The sequence below is a fragment of the Paraburkholderia sp. HC6.4b genome, from assembly GCF_014200875.1.
Lineage (GTDB): Bacteria > Pseudomonadota > Gammaproteobacteria > Burkholderiales > Burkholderiaceae > Paraburkholderia > Paraburkholderia tuberum.
This window is the reverse complement of record NZ_JACHDC010000008.1, coordinates 147134-167666: the sequence shown is the minus strand read 5'-3', so window position 1 is coordinate 167666 and position 20533 is coordinate 147134. Positions and strand designations below refer to the sequence as shown.

General features: G+C 58.4%; 18 protein-coding genes. 5 read left to right on the top strand and 13 right to left on the bottom strand.

The window, feature by feature from the left end:
* Nucleotides 1-38 precede the first annotated feature (38 nt).
* The 10 genes from HDG34_RS14445 to HDG34_RS14400 all read right to left on the bottom strand — a co-directional run bounded on the left by HDG34_RS14445 (nt 39) and on the right by HDG34_RS14400 (nt 10422).
* The gene (locus HDG34_RS14445; RefSeq protein ID WP_184060952.1) at nt 39-746 is read right to left on the bottom strand and encodes a GntR family transcriptional regulator; all 708 of its coding nucleotides are present in this window, start codon (nt 744-746) and stop codon (nt 39-41) included.
* A gap of 72 nt (nt 747-818) precedes the next feature.
* Nucleotides 819-1850, bottom strand: coding sequence for a proline racemase family protein (locus HDG34_RS14440; protein WP_184060951.1), 1032 nt, complete (start codon nt 1848-1850; stop codon nt 819-821).
* Between the two features lie 12 nt (nt 1851-1862).
* Complete coding sequence (locus HDG34_RS14435) at nt 1863-3344, bottom strand: aldehyde dehydrogenase family protein (RefSeq protein WP_184060950.1); 1482 nt, start codon at nt 3342-3344, stop codon at nt 1863-1865.
* A gap of 13 nt (nt 3345-3357) precedes the next feature.
* Entirely contained in the window at nt 3358-4650 is a 1293-nt protein-coding gene (locus HDG34_RS14430) for an FAD-binding oxidoreductase (RefSeq protein WP_184060949.1), read from the bottom strand.
* Complete coding sequence (locus tag HDG34_RS14425; protein WP_184060948.1) at nt 4647-5663, bottom strand: 4-hydroxyproline epimerase; 1017 nt, start codon at nt 5661-5663, stop codon at nt 4647-4649. Before HDG34_RS14425 ends, HDG34_RS14430 begins: the two co-directional genes overlap by 4 nt.
* A gap of 56 nt (nt 5664-5719) precedes the next feature.
* Nucleotides 5720-6592, bottom strand: a complete 873-nt coding sequence (locus tag HDG34_RS14420) for a dihydrodipicolinate synthase family protein (protein ID WP_260321174.1) — start codon at nt 6590-6592, stop codon at nt 5720-5722.
* Between the two features lie 41 nt (nt 6593-6633).
* Nucleotides 6634-7299 carry an amino acid ABC transporter permease gene (locus tag HDG34_RS14415; RefSeq protein WP_184060946.1) on the bottom strand — a complete coding sequence of 222 codons (666 nt, stop codon included), beginning with the start codon at nt 7297-7299 and terminating at the stop codon, nt 6634-6636.
* Nucleotides 7300-7309: 10 nt separating this feature from the next.
* On the bottom strand, nt 7310-7981 hold the full coding sequence (locus HDG34_RS14410; RefSeq protein WP_184060945.1) for an amino acid ABC transporter permease: 672 nt from the start codon (nt 7979-7981) through the stop codon (nt 7310-7312).
* Nucleotides 7982-7991: 10 nt separating this feature from the next.
* On the bottom strand, nt 7992-8825 hold the full coding sequence (locus HDG34_RS14405; protein ID WP_184060944.1) for an amino acid ABC transporter ATP-binding protein: 834 nt from the start codon (nt 8823-8825) through the stop codon (nt 7992-7994).
* Between the two features lie 466 nt (nt 8826-9291).
* The gene (locus tag HDG34_RS14400) at nt 9292-10422 is read right to left on the bottom strand and encodes a porin (protein ID WP_260321173.1); all 1131 of its coding nucleotides are present in this window, start codon (nt 10420-10422) and stop codon (nt 9292-9294) included.
* A gap of 490 nt (nt 10423-10912) precedes the next feature.
* On the opposite strand from HDG34_RS14400, the gene betC reads away from it, so the two are divergent.
* The 3 genes from betC (at nt 10913) to HDG34_RS14385 (ending at nt 14363) form a co-directional block, all read left to right on the top strand.
* Complete coding sequence (gene betC / locus HDG34_RS14395) at nt 10913-12463, top strand: choline-sulfatase (RefSeq protein WP_184060943.1); 1551 nt, start codon at nt 10913-10915, stop codon at nt 12461-12463.
* Between the two features lie 104 nt (nt 12464-12567).
* A complete protein-coding gene (locus tag HDG34_RS14390; protein ID WP_184060942.1) occupies nt 12568-13293 on the top strand; it encodes a GntR family transcriptional regulator in 726 nt (241 codons plus the stop codon).
* Nucleotides 13294-13490: 197 nt separating this feature from the next.
* Entirely contained in the window at nt 13491-14363 is an 873-nt protein-coding gene (locus HDG34_RS14385; protein WP_260321172.1) for an ABC transporter substrate-binding protein, read from the top strand.
* Nucleotides 14364-14635: 272 nt separating this feature from the next.
* Here the strand turns inward: HDG34_RS14385 and HDG34_RS14380 are convergent, their stop codons facing one another.
* Nucleotides 14636-15469, bottom strand: a complete 834-nt coding sequence (locus tag HDG34_RS14380) for a transporter substrate-binding domain-containing protein (RefSeq protein WP_184060941.1) — start codon at nt 15467-15469, stop codon at nt 14636-14638.
* A 197-nt stretch (nt 15470-15666) separates the two neighbouring features.
* Between HDG34_RS14380 and HDG34_RS39160 the strand changes: the two genes are divergently transcribed.
* Nucleotides 15667-15927: a hypothetical protein gene (locus HDG34_RS39160; protein ID WP_260321171.1), complete on the top strand. Its 261-nt coding sequence runs from the start codon at nt 15667-15669 to the stop codon at nt 15925-15927.
* Nucleotides 15928-16113: 186 nt separating this feature from the next.
* Complete coding sequence (locus HDG34_RS14375; protein ID WP_260321170.1) at nt 16114-17442, top strand: hybrid sensor histidine kinase/response regulator; 1329 nt, start codon at nt 16114-16116, stop codon at nt 17440-17442.
* A 207-nt stretch (nt 17443-17649) separates the two neighbouring features.
* Here the strand turns inward: HDG34_RS14375 and HDG34_RS14370 are convergent, their stop codons facing one another.
* Both HDG34_RS14370 and HDG34_RS14365 read right to left on the bottom strand, forming a co-directional pair.
* Nucleotides 17650-19425, bottom strand: coding sequence for an SWIM zinc finger domain-containing protein (locus HDG34_RS14370; protein ID WP_184060940.1), 1776 nt, complete (start codon nt 19423-19425; stop codon nt 17650-17652).
* 371 nt (nt 19426-19796) lie between these two features.
* A complete protein-coding gene (locus HDG34_RS14365; protein ID WP_184060939.1) occupies nt 19797-20348 on the bottom strand; it encodes a hypothetical protein in 552 nt (183 codons plus the stop codon).
* Between the last annotated feature and the right edge of the window lie 185 nt (nt 20349-20533).

The window sequence follows — 20533 nt, the reverse complement described above, 5'->3', positions numbered from 1 at the left end:
AAGGCAGACTTGGAGAGACCGAAGCTGCCTGCAACGGGTCACAGAACGGCCATCGATTCAGTCATGTTCTGTCGCATGTAATCAAGAAACCGTTTCTGGAACAGCATGGTGTGCTCGTGCGCGGCCTTTTCCGCCGCCTCGGCGTCTTTCCTCGCTATCGCGTCTATCAGTTCGTCGTGGTCGCGTCCGAGCTTCGCCGCTGTCGGCGAAGTGACCGTGAAGTCAAAATGCAGATGCAACAGTCGCTGGCCTTCACCCAATAGCCGCTCGTAATATCCGACGAAGTAAGGGTTGTTCGCCGCATGCGCGATGGCCATGTGCAGAGCCTTGTTCGTTTCGGACATCGCCTGGAAATCGCCACTTTCCACCGCCTGCATGTACACGTCATCTGCCTTACGGATGCGGGCGAGGTCGGTATCGGTTCGGTGCAGTGCTGCCAACCGCGTGACCGCTCGCTGGATGAGGTCAAGTGCCGAAATGTATTTGGGGAATTCTTCAATTTCGAACGGCGTGACAAGAGTCGTGCGGTTCGGAAGAATGGTCACCAGGCCTTCGCTAGTCAGTCGCGCAAGCGCATCGCGCACCGGCGAACGCGAAAGGCCAAACTGCTCCGCAAGCGATACCTCGTCCAGCGGGGCGCCTGGCTTGAGTTGCAGCGTCAGAATCTGCTTTCGCAACTCCTCGTAGATGTACCGTCCGCCATGCCGGCGCACGTTGGTCTCAGTCTCTGTCGTGCCTTTGCTCATCGTTTCACCGCCATCATCGTGGGCCCGGAAAGACGGGCGCGCATTCAAGTTTATCATCGCGCGCACTCCGCCTCAGGCCTTCAGGAAACCCGAGCCCCAGGTGTCGCTCAGCATGAAGCCGGCGGCGAGCGGGTCGTCAGGGTCGACCCCAATCTGCTGGATTCCGTAGACCCACGCCCGCCCTTGAACACGCGGGAGCACCGCCGGCCTGCCTCCTACCTCGGTTTTGCCGAGGAGCTCGATGGTAAATTCGCCTCCGATTGTCGAGCGCGATTTCAGCCGACTGCCAAGGTCCGCCAGGCCTCGGGCGGCCAGCGTCGCCAGATTGGCCGAGCTTCCCGTTCCGCACGGTGACCTGTCGACCCGACCAGGAGGCAGTGTCGTGCACGTCTGATACAGTTCGTCAGTCACGCGATTGCGGAACATCACGTAGGCGACCTCGTTAATCTGTGGGTAGAGCGGATGCTGTATCCGAATCTGCCCGTTGATGACATCCTTCAGCGACACGCCAAGCTCGGCAAGCTCGCGGGCCTTCTCTGGCGCAATCTCCAGCCCAACCTGTTCGACGTCGATGAGCGCGTAATAGACGCCGCCGAACGCAATGTCCGCCTTGATTGTTCCGAAGTGCGACGTCTGGAAGCTAAAGTCCAGCTGTTCGACAAACGACGGCATCATGTCGAGTGAGACCTCGGTGCAACGCCCGTCCTTACAGCTCGCGCGGGCGGTAACCAATCCCGCTGGCGTGTCGAGCACCACAGTCGTTTCCGGCTCCTGCATCTCGACCATACCGAGTTCAAGCAACGCTGTGACCACGCAAATGGCATTGCTGCCCGACATCGGATGCGCCTTGTCCGCCTGCAGCACGATGAATCCGGCGTGTGCTTCAGGACGAGTCGGCGGCAGCAGGAGATTGACCGACATCTGCAGGCAGCCTCGCGGCTCAAGCACGACCAGTCTGCGCAGACTGTCGTCCACCTCGTTGATGTAGTTCATCTTGTCGAGCATGGTCTCACCGGGGATGCCGACGACTCCTGCCGTGATAACCTTGCCAATCTCGCCTTCGCAGTGCACGTCTACGAGTTGGAGTGTCTTTTTCCAGCGCATGATTGACCCACCTTACTTGATGTACCAGCCCCATGGCTTGTCACTGTCGTACCGCGTAATCTGTTTTGTTTCCAGATAGTTGTTAAGGCCCCATTCGCCAAGTTCGCGGCCGATACCGCTTTGCTTATAGCCACCCCATGGAGCTTCCGTAAAAGTCGGTTGCGAGCAGTTAATCCAGACAATGCCGGCGCGCAGCGCTCGCGCGACACGTTCGCAGCGCTCGTTATCGCGCGACATCACCGCCGCAGCAAGGCCGAAGCGCGAATCGTTTGCGGACCGCACCGCGTCCGCCTCAGTGTCGAACGGTCGAATGCATACGACCGGCCCGAAGATTTCCTCACGCCAGACCCAGCTTTCTTCCGGTACATCGGCAAAAACGACGGGCTCCATAAAGTAACCCTTATCGAGGTGTGCGGGTCGTTCTCCGCCAGTTACCAGTCGCGCGCCTTCTTCCTTGCCACGCGCGACGGCTTCGAGCACTTTCTCATACTGCCCCTCGCTAACGAGTGGTCCAAGCAGCACGCCGTCCTCAAGACCGTTCCCGATAGTGATTTTGCGCGTTTCCTCTTCCAGCCGCTCGAGCAGGCGCCCGTAAATTTCGCGCTGCACGAGAACGCGCGACGTCGCAGAGCAAACCTCTCCCTGGTTCCAGAAGATGCCGAACATAATCCATTCGACGGCCGCATCGATATCGCTATCTTCGAAGACAATGAACGGCGACTTGCCGCCCAGTTCGAGGCTCACATTCTTGATGTCGCGCGCAGCGGCCTGCATGATTCGGCTACCGGTCGGAACGCTACCGGTGAACGCCAGCTTGTCGATACCCGGATGCTCGCTCAGCGGGGCGCCTGCGTCCTTGCCAAGACCGGTGACCACGTTGAGCACGCCGGGAGGAAGTTCAGCACCGGCCGCAATGTCGGCGAGCTCAAGCGCAGTCAGAGGCGTGAGCTCCGACGGTTTCAGGACCATGGTACAGCCAGCTGCGAGAGCAGGCGCGACCTTCCATGCGGCCATCAACATCGGAAAGTTCCAGGGGATGATGGCCCCCGCGACACCGACCGGTTCCTTGCGCGCAACCGAGCTGAAGCGGTCATCGGAAAGCGGAACAGGCTTCTCGGCATCGGCATCCAGCCTCTCGGCGAGACTCGCATAGAATTCGAAGCAACCGGCTGCATCGCCCAGGTCCCATAGGGCCTCCGGAAGCGGTTTGCCATTGTCGCGAACTTCGATTTCCGCAAGCTCCTGCAAACGGTCACGAATGCCCTTGCCGATTCTGCGAAGGACAGCGGCGCGCTCGGCGCCGCTCATACGGGGCCATGGGCCTTCGTCGAATGCTTTGCGGGCAGCGTTGACTGCAAGGTCGACGTCTTCCGAGGTTGCGGCAGCGACCTTTGCAATCACCTTCTCATTGCTCGGGTCAACCGTATCGAAAGTCCCACCCTGCAGGGGCGAAACCCATTGGCCGTTGATATAGAGATGCTCGTACGATTTCATCGAATTCGTCCCGTCAGGAGAAGCGGTAGGCGCTGAATGGTGTGAGGTTCTGTTTCGTCGGGTGCCCGGCAACCATGTCTGCAATCAGACGTCCAGTTGTTGCGCCTAATGTGAGACCGAGCTGGCCGTGGCCGAATGCCATAAACACGTTCTGCAGACGACGTGAACGGTCGATGATGGGTTTAGTGTCTGGCAGGAAGGGACGATAGCCAACGCCATACTCGACATCGTCCGTCTGGAGTTCCGGTAACACCCGCTTTGCTTTTTCAAGGATGATGTCGGCGCGCCTGAAGTTCGGCTTCGCGTCGCGTCCAGCGAATTCAATCGTGCCGCCAATCTGAAGGCCACGCGTCATCGGGCTGAAGCAGAAGCCTCCGTCCGCATAGATTGTGGAATGACGGATTTCGACGCCCGGATTCGCAAGTACGGCCTGGTAGCCTGCAATACCCTCGAGCGGGATGCCGACACCTAGTGCGTCGAAAAACCGTCGCGAACCGATGCCAGAGGCCACAACAACCGCACTGGCCTGCACGCGTTGGCCGTTTGCTAGCGTGACACCCGTTGCTCGCCCATTCGACTCGTCGATGCGGGTGACCTCCGCGCGAATGCGCCGACCACCCTGGGCAACGAAACTTTCCGTGAGCGCGGCGACGAAGCCCTCTGTGTCGCTGACCGCTCGCCAGTCAGGAAAGAGCAAACCGTGAGCGAAGCGTCCTGCCAATGCAGGCTCAAGGTCACCGATTTCTTTTGCGTTCAGCCGCTGCGATTTGAAGCCGAGGGATGTGCGCAGGTCGAGGTGTGGTTGCTCGTGGGTGATGCCCGCTGGATTGTCGAAGACTTCAAGAATCGGACGCTCGCCCATCAGGGTCTTGTCCTCACAGGCATCAAGCAACGGTGCATAGTCGGCATACACGTCGTGCGTGAGCGTCGCCATTGACTGCGCAATGTCGGCAATCTTCGAATGGCGCGCGCACATGAGAAAACGGAAAAACCACGGCACGATGCCCGGCAGTGCACTTGGGCGCAATGCAAGAGGACCTTTCTGGTCCATCAACCAGCCAGGTACCTTCATCAAAATGCCGGGTTTCGACAACGGGATGATTTCGCTCACCGCCATCTGGCCACAACTCCATTTCGCCGTACTGTTGCCTGGCGCTTCGGGGTCAACCAGCGTAACGGCGTAGCCACCGCGCTGAAGATAGAGTGCGCAGCAGACTCCGATGATGCCGCCACCGACGACAGCGGCGGATTCCTGCACTACAGGAGCCTGGCTGGCCGTGAAAGAATCACGAGGAACGGCGTTCACTTGGAGAACTCCTGCAGGTCAAAGCCATGCGCGTAGGGTTGCGAGTCATCGACGTAGTGCTCCGAACGCCCAGTCATCCAGGCGCGTCCCTCAACACTCGGCAGCACGGCATCGATACCACTTTTTAACTTCAGCGTAGATTCAACACGGCCGATAAAATGGCTACCGATGAGGCTTTGATGGGTGAAAGTCTCTCCTTGCTGCAGCAGCCCCATTGCATGGCGCTGAGCCACGCGCGCCGACGTGCCCGTTCCACAAGGCGAACGGTCAATCAGGCTGTCACCTGCGATGACGACGGCGCGAGCATCGGCGTCCTTCGAAATCGGAGCACCCGTCCACATACAGTGCTTGACGCCGCGAATGTTCGGGTTGTCGGGGTGAACAACATCGACCGTGTGGTTGACCAAGACCTGCATCTGGCGGCCGCAATCAAGCAGTTCCTCGGGGGAGAAATGCTCGCAGCCAGGGAAGTTCGGCTGCACCTCGACTATCGGATAGAAGTTGCCACCGTAGGCAATATCGATGGTCAGTTTGCCGAACCGCGGATGGACCACTTCCACATCGCGATACAGCAGGAAGCTCGGTACATTTGTAAAGCGGACGGAGGTCAAACGCCTGCCTTCCGTCTCATAGTGAGCAGTAAGCTGCCCGGCAGGCACATCGACAACGACCTTGCCGGGCGACTTCGGATGAACAAGACCTGCTTCAAGTGCGAACGAAATGGATCCGATTGACGCATGCCCACACATGGGGAGGCAACCAGACGTCTCTATGAAGAGCAGGCTCATATCCGACCCAGCAGACAATGCCGGATAGAGGATGGTGCCCGACATGTGAGAGTGCCCGCGGGGCTCGAGCATAAGAGAACGACGAATCCAGTCGTACGTCGCGACGAACTCTTCACGGCGCTCGTTCATCGACTTCCCCGTAAGCTGAGGCGCGCCGTCAATCACCATGCGGACTGGCATGCCCTCTGCGTGCCCTTCGATGCACCTGAAACTATGTCTCGTCATTCCGATGTCTCGTGAAAGAAATGCGCCTACGGAATGTGTCCGTCGGCGCGCGTGCGTCAGACCTGGGCGGCCTCAAAAACAGCGCGGAACGCTGTCTTTTCTTCGTCCGTGAGCGGCTTGAGCGGCATACGTGCAGGACCGACCTTGAAGCCGGCGAGTTCGCAACCGTACTTCACCTTCTGCACAAACTTGCCTGCTTCCATGGTCGCCATAACCGGAAACAGAGAACGCATCACGTCCTGCGCGCCGCGGATATCGCCAGCGGTGAACTTGTTGTAGAAATCAACCACCGGCTTCACGAAGCAGTTTGCCGGACCGCAAATCCAGCTGCTCGCGCCCCAGAGGAAGAAGTCGAGCGCCTGGTCGTCCGAGCCGCACGACAGTTGGTAATTGTCCTTGTACTTCTCGCCGATTTCGATGGCGCGCAACAGGTTGCCGCTACTTTCCTTGATGCCGATGACGCGCGGGTTGTCCTTGAACGCGTCCAGCACGCCGAAGCCCACTTCGACATTCGTGCGAACAGGGTAGTTGTACAGGACGATGTCGACGTCCGGAACTGCTTTCAGGATGGCTTCGTAGTGGCCGATAAGCTCTTCCTGCGACGGCAGCGCGTAGTACGGCGGAGCAATGAGAACGTTCTTGTAGCCCGCGTCGCGGACCAGTTGGACCTGTTCGATGACTTCGCGCGTGCACGAGCCGTTTGCGCCGCCGATGAGCATGCCGCGATCACCCACGACTTCAAGGACCGTCTTCAGGATGGCGCGTCGCTCGTCGTGCGTAAGCGCGTAGTATTCGCCCGTCGAGCCCAGCGGAACGAATCCACTGACGCCAGCCTTGAGCTGGAACTCGAGGATGGACGCAAGCGTGTCGTGGTCGACCGCACCGGACACATTGAACGGGGTGACGAGTGCGGGCAGGATACCTTTCATCTGCATTTGAGTTACTCCGACAATCAAAAATACTGTTTGGGTTAATAGGCAAAACGTCTGAGGAAGCGCGATTCAACCAGCCCGACCAGACGTGTCAGCGGGAACGCGACAAGGAAGTAAATAATTGCAACTGCGGTCAGGAACTCCACCGGCCGAGCCGTGCTGTTGGAAATGCTCTCTCCAACAAACATCAGGTCTGCGACACCCACCGACGAGATGAGCGCGCTCTCCTTGAACAGGCTGACAATGTTCGAAAGGAGCGGCGGAACCGCCCTGAGCAGTGCCTGTGGAAAAATCACATAGAGAACCTTCGCTTGCGGCGTGAGGCTGAGGGCGGTGCATGCGTCATGCTGTTCGGCCGAAATTGATTTCAGGGCTCCACGGAAGGTCTCGCTCGTAACCGCCGCCATGTACATGGTCAGTGAGATGACGACTGACAGGTACGGAGGAATCGGTATCCGGAAAATAACCGGGAAGCAAAAGAAGACCCAGAAAAGCTGAATCAGCAGTGGCGTGCCGCGGAAGAACTGGACATAAAAAGTGGTTAGCCCTTTAACCCATGGTGTCGGCGACATCCGCAGCAGGCTCAACATGAATCCTGCGAGGCTCCCTATCACTGCACAGCTGCTTGTAAAAGCCAGCGTAACGCCCAGCCCCTTAAGCAGGACGTGCCAATAGGGAAAGACGGCAAAAAAGTTGAGGCTCATGTTCAGTTCCTTATCGCTGCATAGCCGCGTCCTGCCGGCGCTCGACAAGATGCACTAGCTTCGAGATGGGCAAGGTTAGTGCAAAGTAAATCAGCGCCACGACGGAGTAAGTCTCGAGAGGACGATAAGCTTCAGTCGCGAGACTCTTGGCGACGTACATCAGGTCAGCAACAGCAACGATGGCAACCAGAGCACTTTGCTGAAGACTGCCGATGCCGTTGGTCATCAGAACAGGCATCGCATTTCGCAGGGCTTGTGGCAGCACGACGTAGAACGTACGCTGCCAGGGACGCAGTCCCAACGCAACGCACGCGTCGAGATGCTCCTTGGGAACTGCCTGGACACCGGCTCGATACGCTTCCGCGTTGAAGGCAGTGAGATTCAGGCCGAGCGCAAGCACGCCCATAACGATGGGGTCGATGAACACATCTGCGAGCATCGGAATGCAGTAGAAGAACCACACAATCTGCAGCAGTGCGGGTGTGCAGCGGAAAAACTCGATGAAGAGCTGAGCCGGCCATCGAACGACTGCCCAGCGGCTCATCGCCAAGAGACAAAGAAGGAAGCCCAGAACAAGGCCCATGGCGTTGGAGGCAATAGCCAGCTCCAACGTCACCCTGAGGCCAGAAAGCAATGCCCCAACACTGCCTTCAAGAAAACTAAAGTCAAAGTGGTAGTTCATGGCTTTAACCTCAGTCGAGATGCAGAACTTTCTCGAGGAACTCGCGAGTGCGAGCCTCTTTCGGACACTTGAACATTTCGGCAGGTGCGCCCTGTTCCACGATTTTTCCGCTTGCGCAGAACACCACACGAGTGCCGATATCACGCGCAAAATGCATATCGTGCGTGACGATAATCATGGCCATCGTCTGTTCAGCCAACTGCAGCATTACGTTCTGCACTTCAACGACCATTTCCGGGTCGAGTGCCGACGTGACTTCGTCGAACAGCATCAGCTTTGGCTCGAGCATCAATGCGCGGGCGATTGCAACGCGCTGCTTCTGACCGCCGGAGAGCTGGCTCGGATATGCATGCAGCTTGCTTTCCAGCCCCAGCCGGGCGAGATATATCCGCGCACGCTCGGTGGCCTCTGCTTTCGACAGGCCGCCAGCCTTGACGGGGGCGAGAATGAGGTTGCCGAGCACCGACAGATGAGGAAAGAGCGTGTAGTGCTGAAACACCATGCCGATTTGCTTCTGGAGCTTGGCGTCAATGCGTTTTGCACGTCCTGCATCAGCGCCTCGAATGTAGGGCTGGCCCCGGAAGCCAATCTCGCCACTTTGAATTCCCTCGAGGCCCATCATGACGCGCAGCAGGGAGCTTTTTCCGCTTCCGCTAGGGCCGATGATGACAAGGCGGTCGTCAGCACGCATGTCGAGGTCCATCTTGTCCATGACGACAAGGTTCTCGCCGTAAGACTTGTACACCTGGCGAAACTGGACGAAGTCTCCGGTTGTGGAGACGGGAACGTCATGGACGGCGGATTGTCCGTTGGGTTGAATGGCCATGGTTTGGGGTGACAACATTGAAGTCTCTCCAGCGAAGCGCGTGCGATGCGCCTGAATAAGTAAGCGAGCCAAAACTGACGGTCTTCAAGCAACTCCGGCCGAGGCGCTCATGTCCGGCGGCTGGTACCCGGCAGGGAGGGTTTCGGGCGGACCGCCCTTCACCATACATCTCGCCGCGTGCTGCATTGCATTCTCTGATGTATGCAGCGTTGCACACAGTTTAGGCGGCTGAAATTTGCACTGTCAACCTCTATTCGAGGTTTTCAGGGAAACCGCTCAGGGGGTTAACCCGCAGCACAGAATTGCCAGTGATTTCTTGCTGCTGAGAGGCTTATATCGACAGCAATTCAGGCAAAAGTGAAAGGTTGAAAAACACGTCAGCTGCGGCCGCTCCATGCTCACTGCATCGCTGCGATGCCTGGGAGACGGTGCGTGCTAAGGTGCGCAAAGAGGCCTCCGCTGATGCGAAAGCCTTTAATTTGATTTAGAACTTGTGACGGATACCCAGCCGCACTACGGTCTGGCGGGCGCTTCCCGGTGCCTCCGTCGCGGTGGGCCCGATTGCGTAGATGCTCGCAAAGGTCGCATCCCCGGCTGCCTTCTGGTAAATGGCCATTGCGAATACGTCCGTGCGCTTTGAAAGGATGTAATCCAGCATCACGTTAAATTCGTGCCATTTCGGATGCAGGTCCCCGGTTGCGGAAGCTTGATTGCCGCTCGTGAAATAGTAGCCGCCGGACAAAAGGACGCTCGGTGTGAACGTGTAGGTCGCGTTTACTTCGTAATTGTCGAGTCGCAGGTAGCTGGAAACGATGGGGCCTGACTTGATGCCATCAAGCACCGTCCGGGCCCATGACGCTGCCAGCTTCACGGGGCCAATCGTGTACGTTCCACCCGCACCGTAGATGCGCTGACGGGCTGCGACGAACGGAGCGTCTGCATTGGATGAAACAGCGCCATCGGCGTTTGTGCCTGGATTATCCAGTTGCTCGAATGCCGCGCCGAGATAGATAGGCCCGTTCGCATAGGAACCCCCAACGCTATACGCACGGTTTTGCTTGAACCCTCCGGCCTGATTACTCATCCCGTACATCGTTCCGAACGTGAAACCACCCAGGTTCGGACTCGTGTACTTGACGGAATTGTTGACGCGGAAGTCGTTGCCGATGTTGTCACTGTCGAACGGATGGCACATGTATCCGCCGCCGTAGGTGCCGCACGAAGTCAGCGGATAAAGGTAGTCAACAACCGGGTCGTACTGACGACCGAGGGTAACCTTACCCCAAGACTGCCCCGACATCCCCACCCAGGCGAGGCGCCCGAATATCCGGCCACCTTGGCCGAGATTGCCGTTCGCCACGCTAAAACCATTCTCGAGCTGAAAGATAACCTTGTTCCCAGCCCCGATATCCTCTGCCCCCTTCAGGCCGAATCGACTTGCCTGCGGAGGGCCATCGGACAACATAAACGCGTGCGCACCGTTGCCGGTTTTGAGATTGCTCACGTAGTTGAATCCCGCGTCGATAATTCCGTACAAGGTGGCGCCGCTCTGAGCGTTGGCGACATTTGCGAGCATCATTGCAATAGCAGCGCCAAACAGCCGTGAAGCTTTCATATCGGACTCCTCAATATATTGTTTAAATCAGCTTGCGTTACGAAGACCCAACCTGCAGGAGACCTGCCGCACCATGCACGGAGTCGACATCTGTTGCCGCCTCCGACAGCAGCACCACCCTGAGGAACCGCCGGCCTCGCTTCCACGAACCGCCCGGCTAACAGCGCTCTCAGATATTCAAACGCTGCAGTGTATACATCAAAGTGTGCAACTTGCGCCGATTATGTCGCCCAATTTTCGACAAGGTCAAGCGAACAAAAACCGGATAGGTACCGCTCGAACCGAAGTGTCGCGATATATCGGGTTAACGCGGAGGTGAAAAACCGGTGGCGACCCAAAAAAACAGTTTACTTGTCGAATTTTAGTCGACAAAATGATTGAAGGAAATCCGGAAGGCCCAAACGGGATGCAACGGATAGCACAGGGATGGCTCAACCCTCGAAAAACCGATGCTGGTTGTGCCGTGAGACGAGGTGACAAGGAACGTTCGATGAAGAAGCCCAACATTGTGTTCATCATGGCCGACCAGTTGACGGCTTACGCGCTCCCTGCGTATGGCAACAAAGTCTGCAAAACGCCGCATCTGGACAAGCTAGCGTCTGAGGGCACCGTCTTCGAGCACGCATACTGTCCGTACCCGCTCTGCGCGCCATCGCGCTTTGCTTTAATGAGTGGGCGCCTGCCTTCCCGGATTGGCGCTTACGACAACGCGGCCGAGTTTCCCGCGTCCGTTCCCACATTCGCTCACTACCTTAGGGACGCCGGCTATTACACGTGTCTGTCCGGCAAGATGCATTTCGTCGGCCCCGACCAGCACCATGGGTTCGAGGACCGTCTGACCACCGAAATTTACCCCGCGGATTTCAGCTGGACGCCGCTGACTTATGACGAGGTCGGCGACCCGGAGCACCCGGAAACGCATGTCAAGACCCAGGGCGTGTCAAGCGTTGAAACGGTCGCCGACGCGAATGCCGTCGCGCGGTCACTCCAAATCGACTACGACGATGAAGTCGCCAGGCGTGCGGTTCAGCAAATCTACGACTGGCGTCGATATGGTGACGGTCGCCCTCTATTCATGACAGTTTCGTTCACGCAGCCTCACGACCCGTACGTCTCGACTCCCGAGTTCTGGAATCTCTACAAGGACGAGGAAATCGACGAGCCTCGCGTCGCCGAAATTGAACTCGACAAGATGGACCCCCATAGCTGCGGCCTGTACTTTCACTACGGTCTCGACAAGTACAACGTGACTGACGAAGTCTATCGGCGCGCGCGGCATGGCTACTACGCTATGATTTCCTATATCGACCAGCGCGTGGGAGAACTACGGGCGGCCCTCGAAGCCACCGGGATGGCAAAAGACACGATTCTGATGTTCACGTCGGACCACGGCGACATGGTTGGCGAGCGCGGTCTATGGTTCAAGAAAAACCTGTTCGAACCCGCGCTATCCATACCGCTCTTCTTCTACGACCCGCGCGCAAAGGGTCCCGGACGCGTAAAGGCCCCCGTATCACTCGTCGATGTGCTCCCCACTCTGGTTGACATTGCTAATGGAGACGAGAAAGCCATCGTGACGGCCTACGAAGGCAGCAGCCTTCTGTCTTTGATGAAGAAAGATGAGCCTGACCGGGTGGTTCTTGCTGAGCACCTTGACGGCGGGACGAAAGCTCCACGCGTCATGGTGCGAAAGGGAAAGTACAAGCTGGTCTATTCCAGGGCGTATCCTTCCCAGCTTTATAATCTTGATGCAGACCCGGGTGAGGTCAATAACCTCGCCGACGACCCGGAGGCTCGCCCCATCCTCGAAGAACTCAAGACGATTCTGGCGGAAACGTGGAACCTTGAAGACCTTCGGGAAGAAGTCGCGGCCAATCAGCGAACTAGGCAGTTCCTGATGCGCTCGCTGCAGACTGGTCGGGTTATCGACTGGGAAACTTATCCGAATGCGGTTCGCGACCACACGAAGTTTGTTCGTCGCGGAGAGTATTTCCCCGAGGTAGAACAGCGGTCGTACCTGAGATTGCCCGACAGCGATTGAACACGGCCCGGCGACCCAGATAGTCGGGAAGTCCTGGAAGGCTCTCCGCAATCTTCCCGAACAAACCAGATTGACTGCGGTATCCAATCAAAACGAAGCATGCTATGAACACTCTCCTAACTGACGACGAGCGCCGAGGAAAGGTAACCAGCACCAAAACGGTGTATCAGACGCTTCGCACCGAGATTCTGAACCTTGCGCAACGACCAGGAAGGCTTCTTGACGAGGCAACGCTGGCCGACCGGTTTCAGATGTCCCGTTCCCCGATACGCGAAGCGTTGATTCGGCTGGTCGGCGACGGTCTCGCAGTCGTGCTTCCCAACCGAAGCACGATTGTGTCGCCAATCGAACTGGAGGCGTTCCCGAAGTACGTCGAGGCGCTCGGTATCGCTCATCGCCTGAACTGCAGACTCGCCGCGACAAATCGTACGGACGAGGATCTGGTCATGATTGCGGCTGCTAACAAGGAATTGCTCGAGACAATCGCAACAGGTGACTATCTCAGCGTTTCTGCGGCCCACAAGAACTGCAATATGGCGACAGCGCGTGCAGGCCGGAATCCCTACCTGGCTGCGTTCTATGAGCGCCTGCTCGACGAACGCCGTCGGATGTTCAATCTGCACATCGAGCACCTGGGACAGACACACGATGCGAATCAGTTGTATCAACAGCACGAGATGATGTTGAAAGCCATCCGCGCCTGCGAACCCGACCTGGCAGACAACCTGGCGCTGGAACAGACAAGGCACTTTCGGGAGAGCTTTTTCGAATTCATGCGAAGCGACCAGGTCTCTGAGGTTGACCTGAGCAAAACCGTCGAGGGGTCATGAGGTGCCTGTTCTGGGTCGGCTGGTTGACGTATTGAACGCGACATCCGGCGGTTGTCGCCTTTAACAAGCGGGTTACGTCAACTGGAGGTACGGGCTTCAGACAGTTTTGTTAGGACGACATTTTAATTTGTCGGATTTCCAGTCAAATATTGCCAGGTGAAGAAGCTCAATGCACTGATGTGCACCATTCGAACGGATTGATTGACCACACCATCACTTTCTTTTTTGGGGTCGACATGTTAGGTAACTCTCGCTTGACTCTTGGTGCCGCAGCATGTGCGGCATTTCTCTCCGCTGCCCTCGCAAGCATGCCGGCCAAGGCCGATGATGCAAACACGTGGCAAGCCGTCAAAAAGGCGGGCGTACTTCGCTGTGGCGCCGCTGTCGCACCTCCCTATGTTATGCGCGACCCCAGTACCGGGACGCACAGCGGATTCTTCAGCAGCCTGTGCCGTGACTTCGGTGAGAAGATTCTGAAGGTCAAAGTGGAGTTCGTTGACACTACGTGGGACAACATCGTCGCCGGCTTGCAGTCGGAAAAGTGGGACCTCTCCATGGCGCTCAACGACACGCCTGCCCGACGGGAAGCCATCGATTTTTCCGCTCCGGCCATCGACTACAGCCTGTCGTTCGCGTACAACAAGAAGAATCCCAAGTTCGCGGGAGGTATCCACTCCCTTGCCGACATCGACAAGAAGGACATCAGAATTGCCGTCATGTCTGGCACCGCCGCGGACAAAGCCATTACTGCTGCCCTGAAGCAGGCAGAGATTGTTCGCTTGCCGGGGGACGATGAGGTACGGCTTTCCCTTCTTTCCCGCCGAGCAGATTTGGTTGCAGACCCGAGCATCACGAACATGCTTCTTACGCAGGCGCACCCGGACTGGGCAGCAGCGTTCAGCCCAACGCCCCCACTCGCGCACCAGAACGTTGCGTTTGGTCTTCGCAAGGGTACTCCGCCTGCGGACGTTGCAGTTCTCAACGACTTCATTGCGTCTCAGGTGAAGTCTGGGTCGGTCGACAAGCTTGTGAAGGCTTCGGTTCAACAAATGCTCGACGCCGCAAAGTAACAACTTCCGTATTCAAGCCGCCAACGACCTCTAAAAAACCCCGTTGGCGGTCTGATTGGAGACTGATTGAACAGCGCCCCGACGAGAGCGCATAACTCGAGGCCACTCTGAAGCCGCAGGTAGCCGAACAGTCATTGAAATGGGCTGGGCTGCAGCGCCATGCAAATGGAACAGGGAGAGAGGACTTGCGCAACTTGTACGCATCGCAAATGGAACGGCGCCGCGATGCCGGCAGGGCCATCGCAGCGCTCGGTGTATTACTTCTCTATGTGTTACTTGTTCGAGGTGAGCATGGCCTGGACCGATGTCTTGATGAGGCGATTGACGGCGCCCGATTTGACCTGCTCATTGACGTACTTGTTCAGGACGGCGATGTCAGCCGCAGGCGTCTCTTTCCGAACGCCGAATGCGACTTCCTGCTGAGCAAGAGGCGGGGTCGGCTGGACGGTGGCCGCCCATTCGGGATGCGCCTCGGTCAACAGCATGTTAGTGATGTTGGCGTCAGCAAGAAGGTCAGCGCGTTTCGACATGAGAGCAAGACGCGTCTCATCGTTGCCTGGCAAGCGCATGATTTGAGCCTGTTTGATAACTGCCGAAATAGCCTTGTCTTGCGCAGTTCCTGACATGACCGCGATAGTCACGCCCTGCTTGTCAATTTCCGCAACAGTGTGAGCACCCTTCGGAATTTTCGGGTTGTTCTTGTTATAGACGAACGAAACGTTGTAATCCGTTGCAGGCACCGAGAAGGAAATCGCCTTTTCGCGGTCCGGTGTGTCGTTCAGCGCCATCGAAAGGTCCCACTTTTCCGACTGCAGACCTGCAACGATGTTGTCCCACGTGGTGTCGACGAACTCGACCTTCACCTTCAGGACGTTCTGTCCGAAGTTTCGGCAAAGCTCGGAGAAGAAGCCGCTGTATTCCCCGGTCTTCGGGTCGCGCATCACATACGGAGGCGCGACCGCCGCGCCGCATCGCAGGACACCTGCCTTTTTCACGCTCTGCCATGCGGAGGAGTCGTCAGCGCGAGCCGGCACACTGGCAATGACGCAACCAGCGGCAACCAGACACAACAAAGCTTGACGGGTAAAACGAGACAGCCGAACCATGATGACCTCTCAAACAAGGGGAATCCCGGCGACGAACATGCGTACGTCACACAATTATGTGTGCTTAGATGTGTGCACCTGTGTATGCATAATAGGAAGTCAAAATTCGACTTGTCAACTAGGCGATTGCCCTGGCCTTCCGGGCGAAGGCCGACGCAAAAGCCGGGCGGTAGAAGCGGAGGCGGCAAAGCAGCGCGATGCACCGTCTGGCACAGGCACTGACGTTGTGGGACGGCACCATGCTGCAGACGCTCTCGGATATGGCACTGAGGGTGTGTGATGCGGGCAGCGCGGGCATCGGCCTAGTGGAAACGGACACCGACGGCACGCCCATCTTCCGCTGGGTCGCGGTTTCGGGTGCATGCCTTGCCGCCGTGGGCAGCACCATCCCGATAGCGGAGAGTCCAGGCGGCGTGACGCTTGAACTGGCAACGGGGCAACTCTTTTCCTTTCCCTAGCGCCACTTCGCCTTTCTGAAACACATTGCCCCCGAGATTATCGAAGAACTGGTCGTACCGATTCCGGGCGAACCTGACCCGTGGGGCACCCTGTGGGTGATGTCTCACGACAGGGAACGCGTTTTCGATACCGAGGACCGTAGAATCCTCACCAGTCTCGCGAACTTCACCTGTGCAGCGCTCACGATGACCCGGGCAAAGGCCGACGCCGAAGCGCGCGCGTCAGAGGCGGAGGCATCAAGGAATGCTCTGACTCTCGCCGAAGCACGCAAGGACGACTTCATTGCGTTGCTGAGCCATGAACTACGCAATCCTCTCGCACCCATTGACAGTGCCCTGACGGCCGCACGAAAGCTCGCTACAGATAATCCCGCCGTGTTGTCTGCGCTCGGCATCGCCGACAGGCAGATGCGGATACTCAAACGACTCGTCGGCGACCTGCTCGACGCGTCCCGGATAAGGCATGGAAAGCTCTCCACTCGCCCTTCATACGGGCTGCTCCAGGATATCGTGGCCGATGCAGTGACGGCGATGAAAGCCGACGTCAAAAACGGTGAGCACCGCATCCATGTGACCATTCCGCCGTTTCCGGTGACCGTTCACGCCGACGCTGCCCGACTCACCCAGGTCATATCGAATCTGCTGACGAATGCAGTGAAATACACCCCTCCCGGCGGCGACATCACTTTGTCAGTCGAGGCACCGGACCTGAGCATCGAGCCGATACACGATTCATCGCCCCGCACTGCGGTCATCACGGTGAGGGACAACGGCGCGGGCATTTCGCCGTCACTGCTGCCACACGTCTTCGAGATGTTTGCCCAGTCGGCGTCAGCACGCGGAAAGGCAGAAGGCGGACTCGGAATCGGACTGGCGGTCGTGAAGCATCTGGTTGCCGCACACAACGGCACGGTTATCGTTGCGAGCGACGGTGAAGGCCAAGGGACGGAAGTCACCGTGCAGCTCCCCATTGTCTGCAAAAGCACGAGTGCCCCCGTCGCGTCCGCGACACGCACCATGGCACCGGCTCGCATCCTTCTCGTGGACGACAACGCAGACGCCACGGCGGCGCTCGGCACATTGCTGGAGCTGGAGGGGCACGAGGTGAAGCGGGCACAGAGCGGACCCGACGCGCTCTCGATAGTGGAATCATTCACGCCGGACGTTGCGCTGATTGATATCACGATGCCAGGGATGGATGGCATCGAGCTCGCACAACTACTTCGCCTTCGCGCCCAATGCTCCCTGACGAAACTGGTCGCATTGAGCGGCAGTACCGATGCCCCAGGCAGACCTCAGATTGATGAGCGGATATTTGACTGCCATCTCATCAAACCGCTGTCGCTCGATGACCTCGCGGATGTCATGCGCTCATGGCGTCGCGGTCGGCGGAAAGTGTCGATGGGGACGGCATCATTCCCGGGCAGCGCTAATTCCGCCGACTCACTGGTTACGAAAATCTGGCACAGACGTTGGGACGCGACCCGACATCGTAAAGACTGGCACCGCTCGTGACACATCGAGGACGGCATCCGGAACATATAAAGGAGGCTACCCCTCACGGGACATGCCATCGCCCCGAACGGCCAATATGCCGTCGGCGGGAGTTGTGCAGGGAACAAAACTCATCAAGGATTCCCGCATCGTCGCCAGCTTCGAAACCGGGGGCGAAGCGCATGCCCCAGGAACTGATTGGGCGCGCGCTTGAGTAGACAGCCACGACTAACCCAGTGTCGCCAGCAGCTTCATGAAGTTGCGCTTGGCACGATAGGTCTCGCGGATGGTCTGCAGTTCATCGGCGAACTGCGCATGCTCCTTCAGTTCTGCTCGCAATTTCCCGATAGTCCGCACGATGCCGAACGCCTCCTCATAACGGGCGTTACGCGTTCCACTCTCGGCGGCGATGGGTAGCAGGCGGTGATACAGGACAATGGCGTCGTGCGGATGGGTCTTTGAGCGAATGGATGCCATCGTTGCCCACATAGTTGTCGCCACGGGACCGCCGCAGAACGTCTTCCACCCCGTGTCGTACTCGCGCCCGGTGAGAAAGATTTTGACCAGTTCGGTTCGCGTCGGCATCTGCCAGGAATTGCGCTTCGCTTTGGTCGGCGCCTCTTCAGCACGAACAAGACTCCACAGATGATTGAGCGCGCGCTCGCGTGTCATATCATGCTGGCCAGTCGCGCTGGCGACATCCATCAGGGCGGCGAATGCTTCTGCACCCGGGTGCATCCCGAAACGCTGCCACGCGAGCACATCAGCCTTCTCGAATTCGCCGCGCCGCAGGTGCTCCTGGATGCAGAAGTCGAGCAGACGCTGGTCCACGTTCTTGCCTGACTCCATGAGGCCGCGTTCGGCCCACGCGAGTCCTTCGTCGTAGCGCCCGTGCTTCGCGCAAAGCTCTGCGACCAGCAAAAAACGGTAGGGACTCGACAGGTCCTTTGACCGGATGCGAACCAGTGCGTCCACATCGCCGTCGAGGTCGGCCAGCGCCTCCATCGCGCGTTCCAGTCGCATGCGTAGCGGGTCGAACGACCGGCGAAACTCATTGCTCGGCGTCAGTGCCGGCAGGCCGTCCCATCCGTTTTCTACAAGCATGCGGTACCGACGAATCCCAAGGTCGCCGAGCGGTTCGGCGTAAGCCGGCAACACATCGTAGAAGGTATCCCACACGCCGTCGGTCTGAAACCGGAACAGTCGCTCCGCGAGCTTCGTTGGGTCCGGTCGCGTCTGACGACATGCTTCGAGATGTGCGGCAGCAAGCTCCATGATGGCCGGCATCACATCACCCCCGGAGTCATCAATCTGCTCGAGACTTGCTTCGGCGCCGGCAATCGCAAGCTCCGCAAGCTCGACCACCTGGGCGGCCTGAGGACTGGCAAGCCGCTGCCGCAGCATGTCCGCGAGCGACATCAGGCCGTCGCCGTACGCGCCGGCTTCGCGCCAGTCGAGCGGCCGCGAAATGCGCGTCGCCTGTCGTACCGCGGTCTTCATGCTCGGAAGGTCACTGGCGTTCGCCGCACGCGCCGCGAGCAACAGCCTGTCGCGCAGCGCCATGTCGCGCTCGACCGCTTCCAGCAACAGTTCGCGCACGGCTTCCGCATTCAGCGTCGCAACATATTCACGAATCTGCTCCTCGTATGTCTTGCGCTTTTTACGAGGCTTTGCCGGCTCTGACTCATCGGCATGAAACACTTCCGCGCCGGTATTCTCGAGCCACGACAGGGCGACCGCGACCGCGTGCTTGCAGAAGATACCGTCCTCGCCGACCGGACAGTCGCATTCGTAGGTCAGCTCGCCGTCGTCGCCCGCGCCAAGTTCGACGCGGTACCTGTGCGTGCCACGTACGTTCGCGCGAAGGACACCATCGCGCTCTTCGAGGCGTGATACGGCGCCTTCATGAAAATACGCCTTGCCGCGCCCGAACGTTTTCGTGTCCGCGAGCGACTGGATTTCGGCGAGGGTAATGATGTCGTGAAGTGGTGACTGGCTGGACATGGCGTACGTTGGAGATATGCGAGAAAGAAGGATGCACGAGCCAATCGGCTGTGGCACGAATCCGCAAAATCAACGGCCACCCAAAGGCGCCCGTCGCATGCGAAATTCCCTGACTCTGCAGGAGGAATTCCAATTTCGGGAGGGACCAGGCGCGTCCGTCGGTACGACGTCTTTCCTTGAGCGATACGACAGATATAGGCAGTCGAGGAGTACTACCAGCACGGTTTGTCAGCGCCCCAAGCGTAGCGCTCCGTAGCGCAGCGGCGCGCACAATTCGGACCCTGTCGGCGTCGACGAACGCAGCGGAATCACCGGCGACGTGGAGTCAGGTCAAGCGAACCGTTCACCCATCCTCACGTCGTCTCCACAACTTACGCGTCGGACTTCCACGGCCATGAGGGGTAGACTCGCCCACTGCTTTCAACGCTCTCCCGTTGGTCCTCGGCTTGTCCGCCATTACGCTCGACATCGCCAGCCCTCGGAGCCTCGTCCGCCTGCAAGCTTTCGGAACTGCCATCGGTCGAATCAGCGCACACGTCCTCGCCAGCTTTCACCGACGGCAGGCCCACACCGAACCACCGAACGTCGCTACGCAACGCTGCGACGTACGCACGCCATCCGTTTGCGTTGTCGGCAAACAGGCTCCGTCGAACAGTGGAAGCAAGACGCTTGCGATTCAGCTCAGGCTCAAGCAGTTCCCGTGGCCATGCGAAGAAGGCGTCTGACACTCGCTGAACAAACTGCTCTGCTGTCATCCCCGGCGATACCTGTTCGAGGAGCGGGAAGCCTCCAAGCGGGTCGTGCGCTGCGGCCAGTTCGCGTACGGTCTTGTGGCCGTCACCACATTTCAGGAGACGGTTCACGACCTCCAGTACGTCTCCAAGGTGAAGCAACAAGGCACGGCGCTCGAATGCATCATTCATCTGCTCATTTCTCTCTACGTGAGTCGAAGCACAATTCTAGCTTGCCCGTCGCGCAGCGCTGTGAGAGGCACGGTGTTCGCGTTTTCCTTGAGCGGCAAAAACTCGGACTTCTTCGCGGACCTGTCTGACAAGGCGTCCATCCTGTCGATTTATCAGCAACCCGGAACTGCCGATGCATGGCGAGG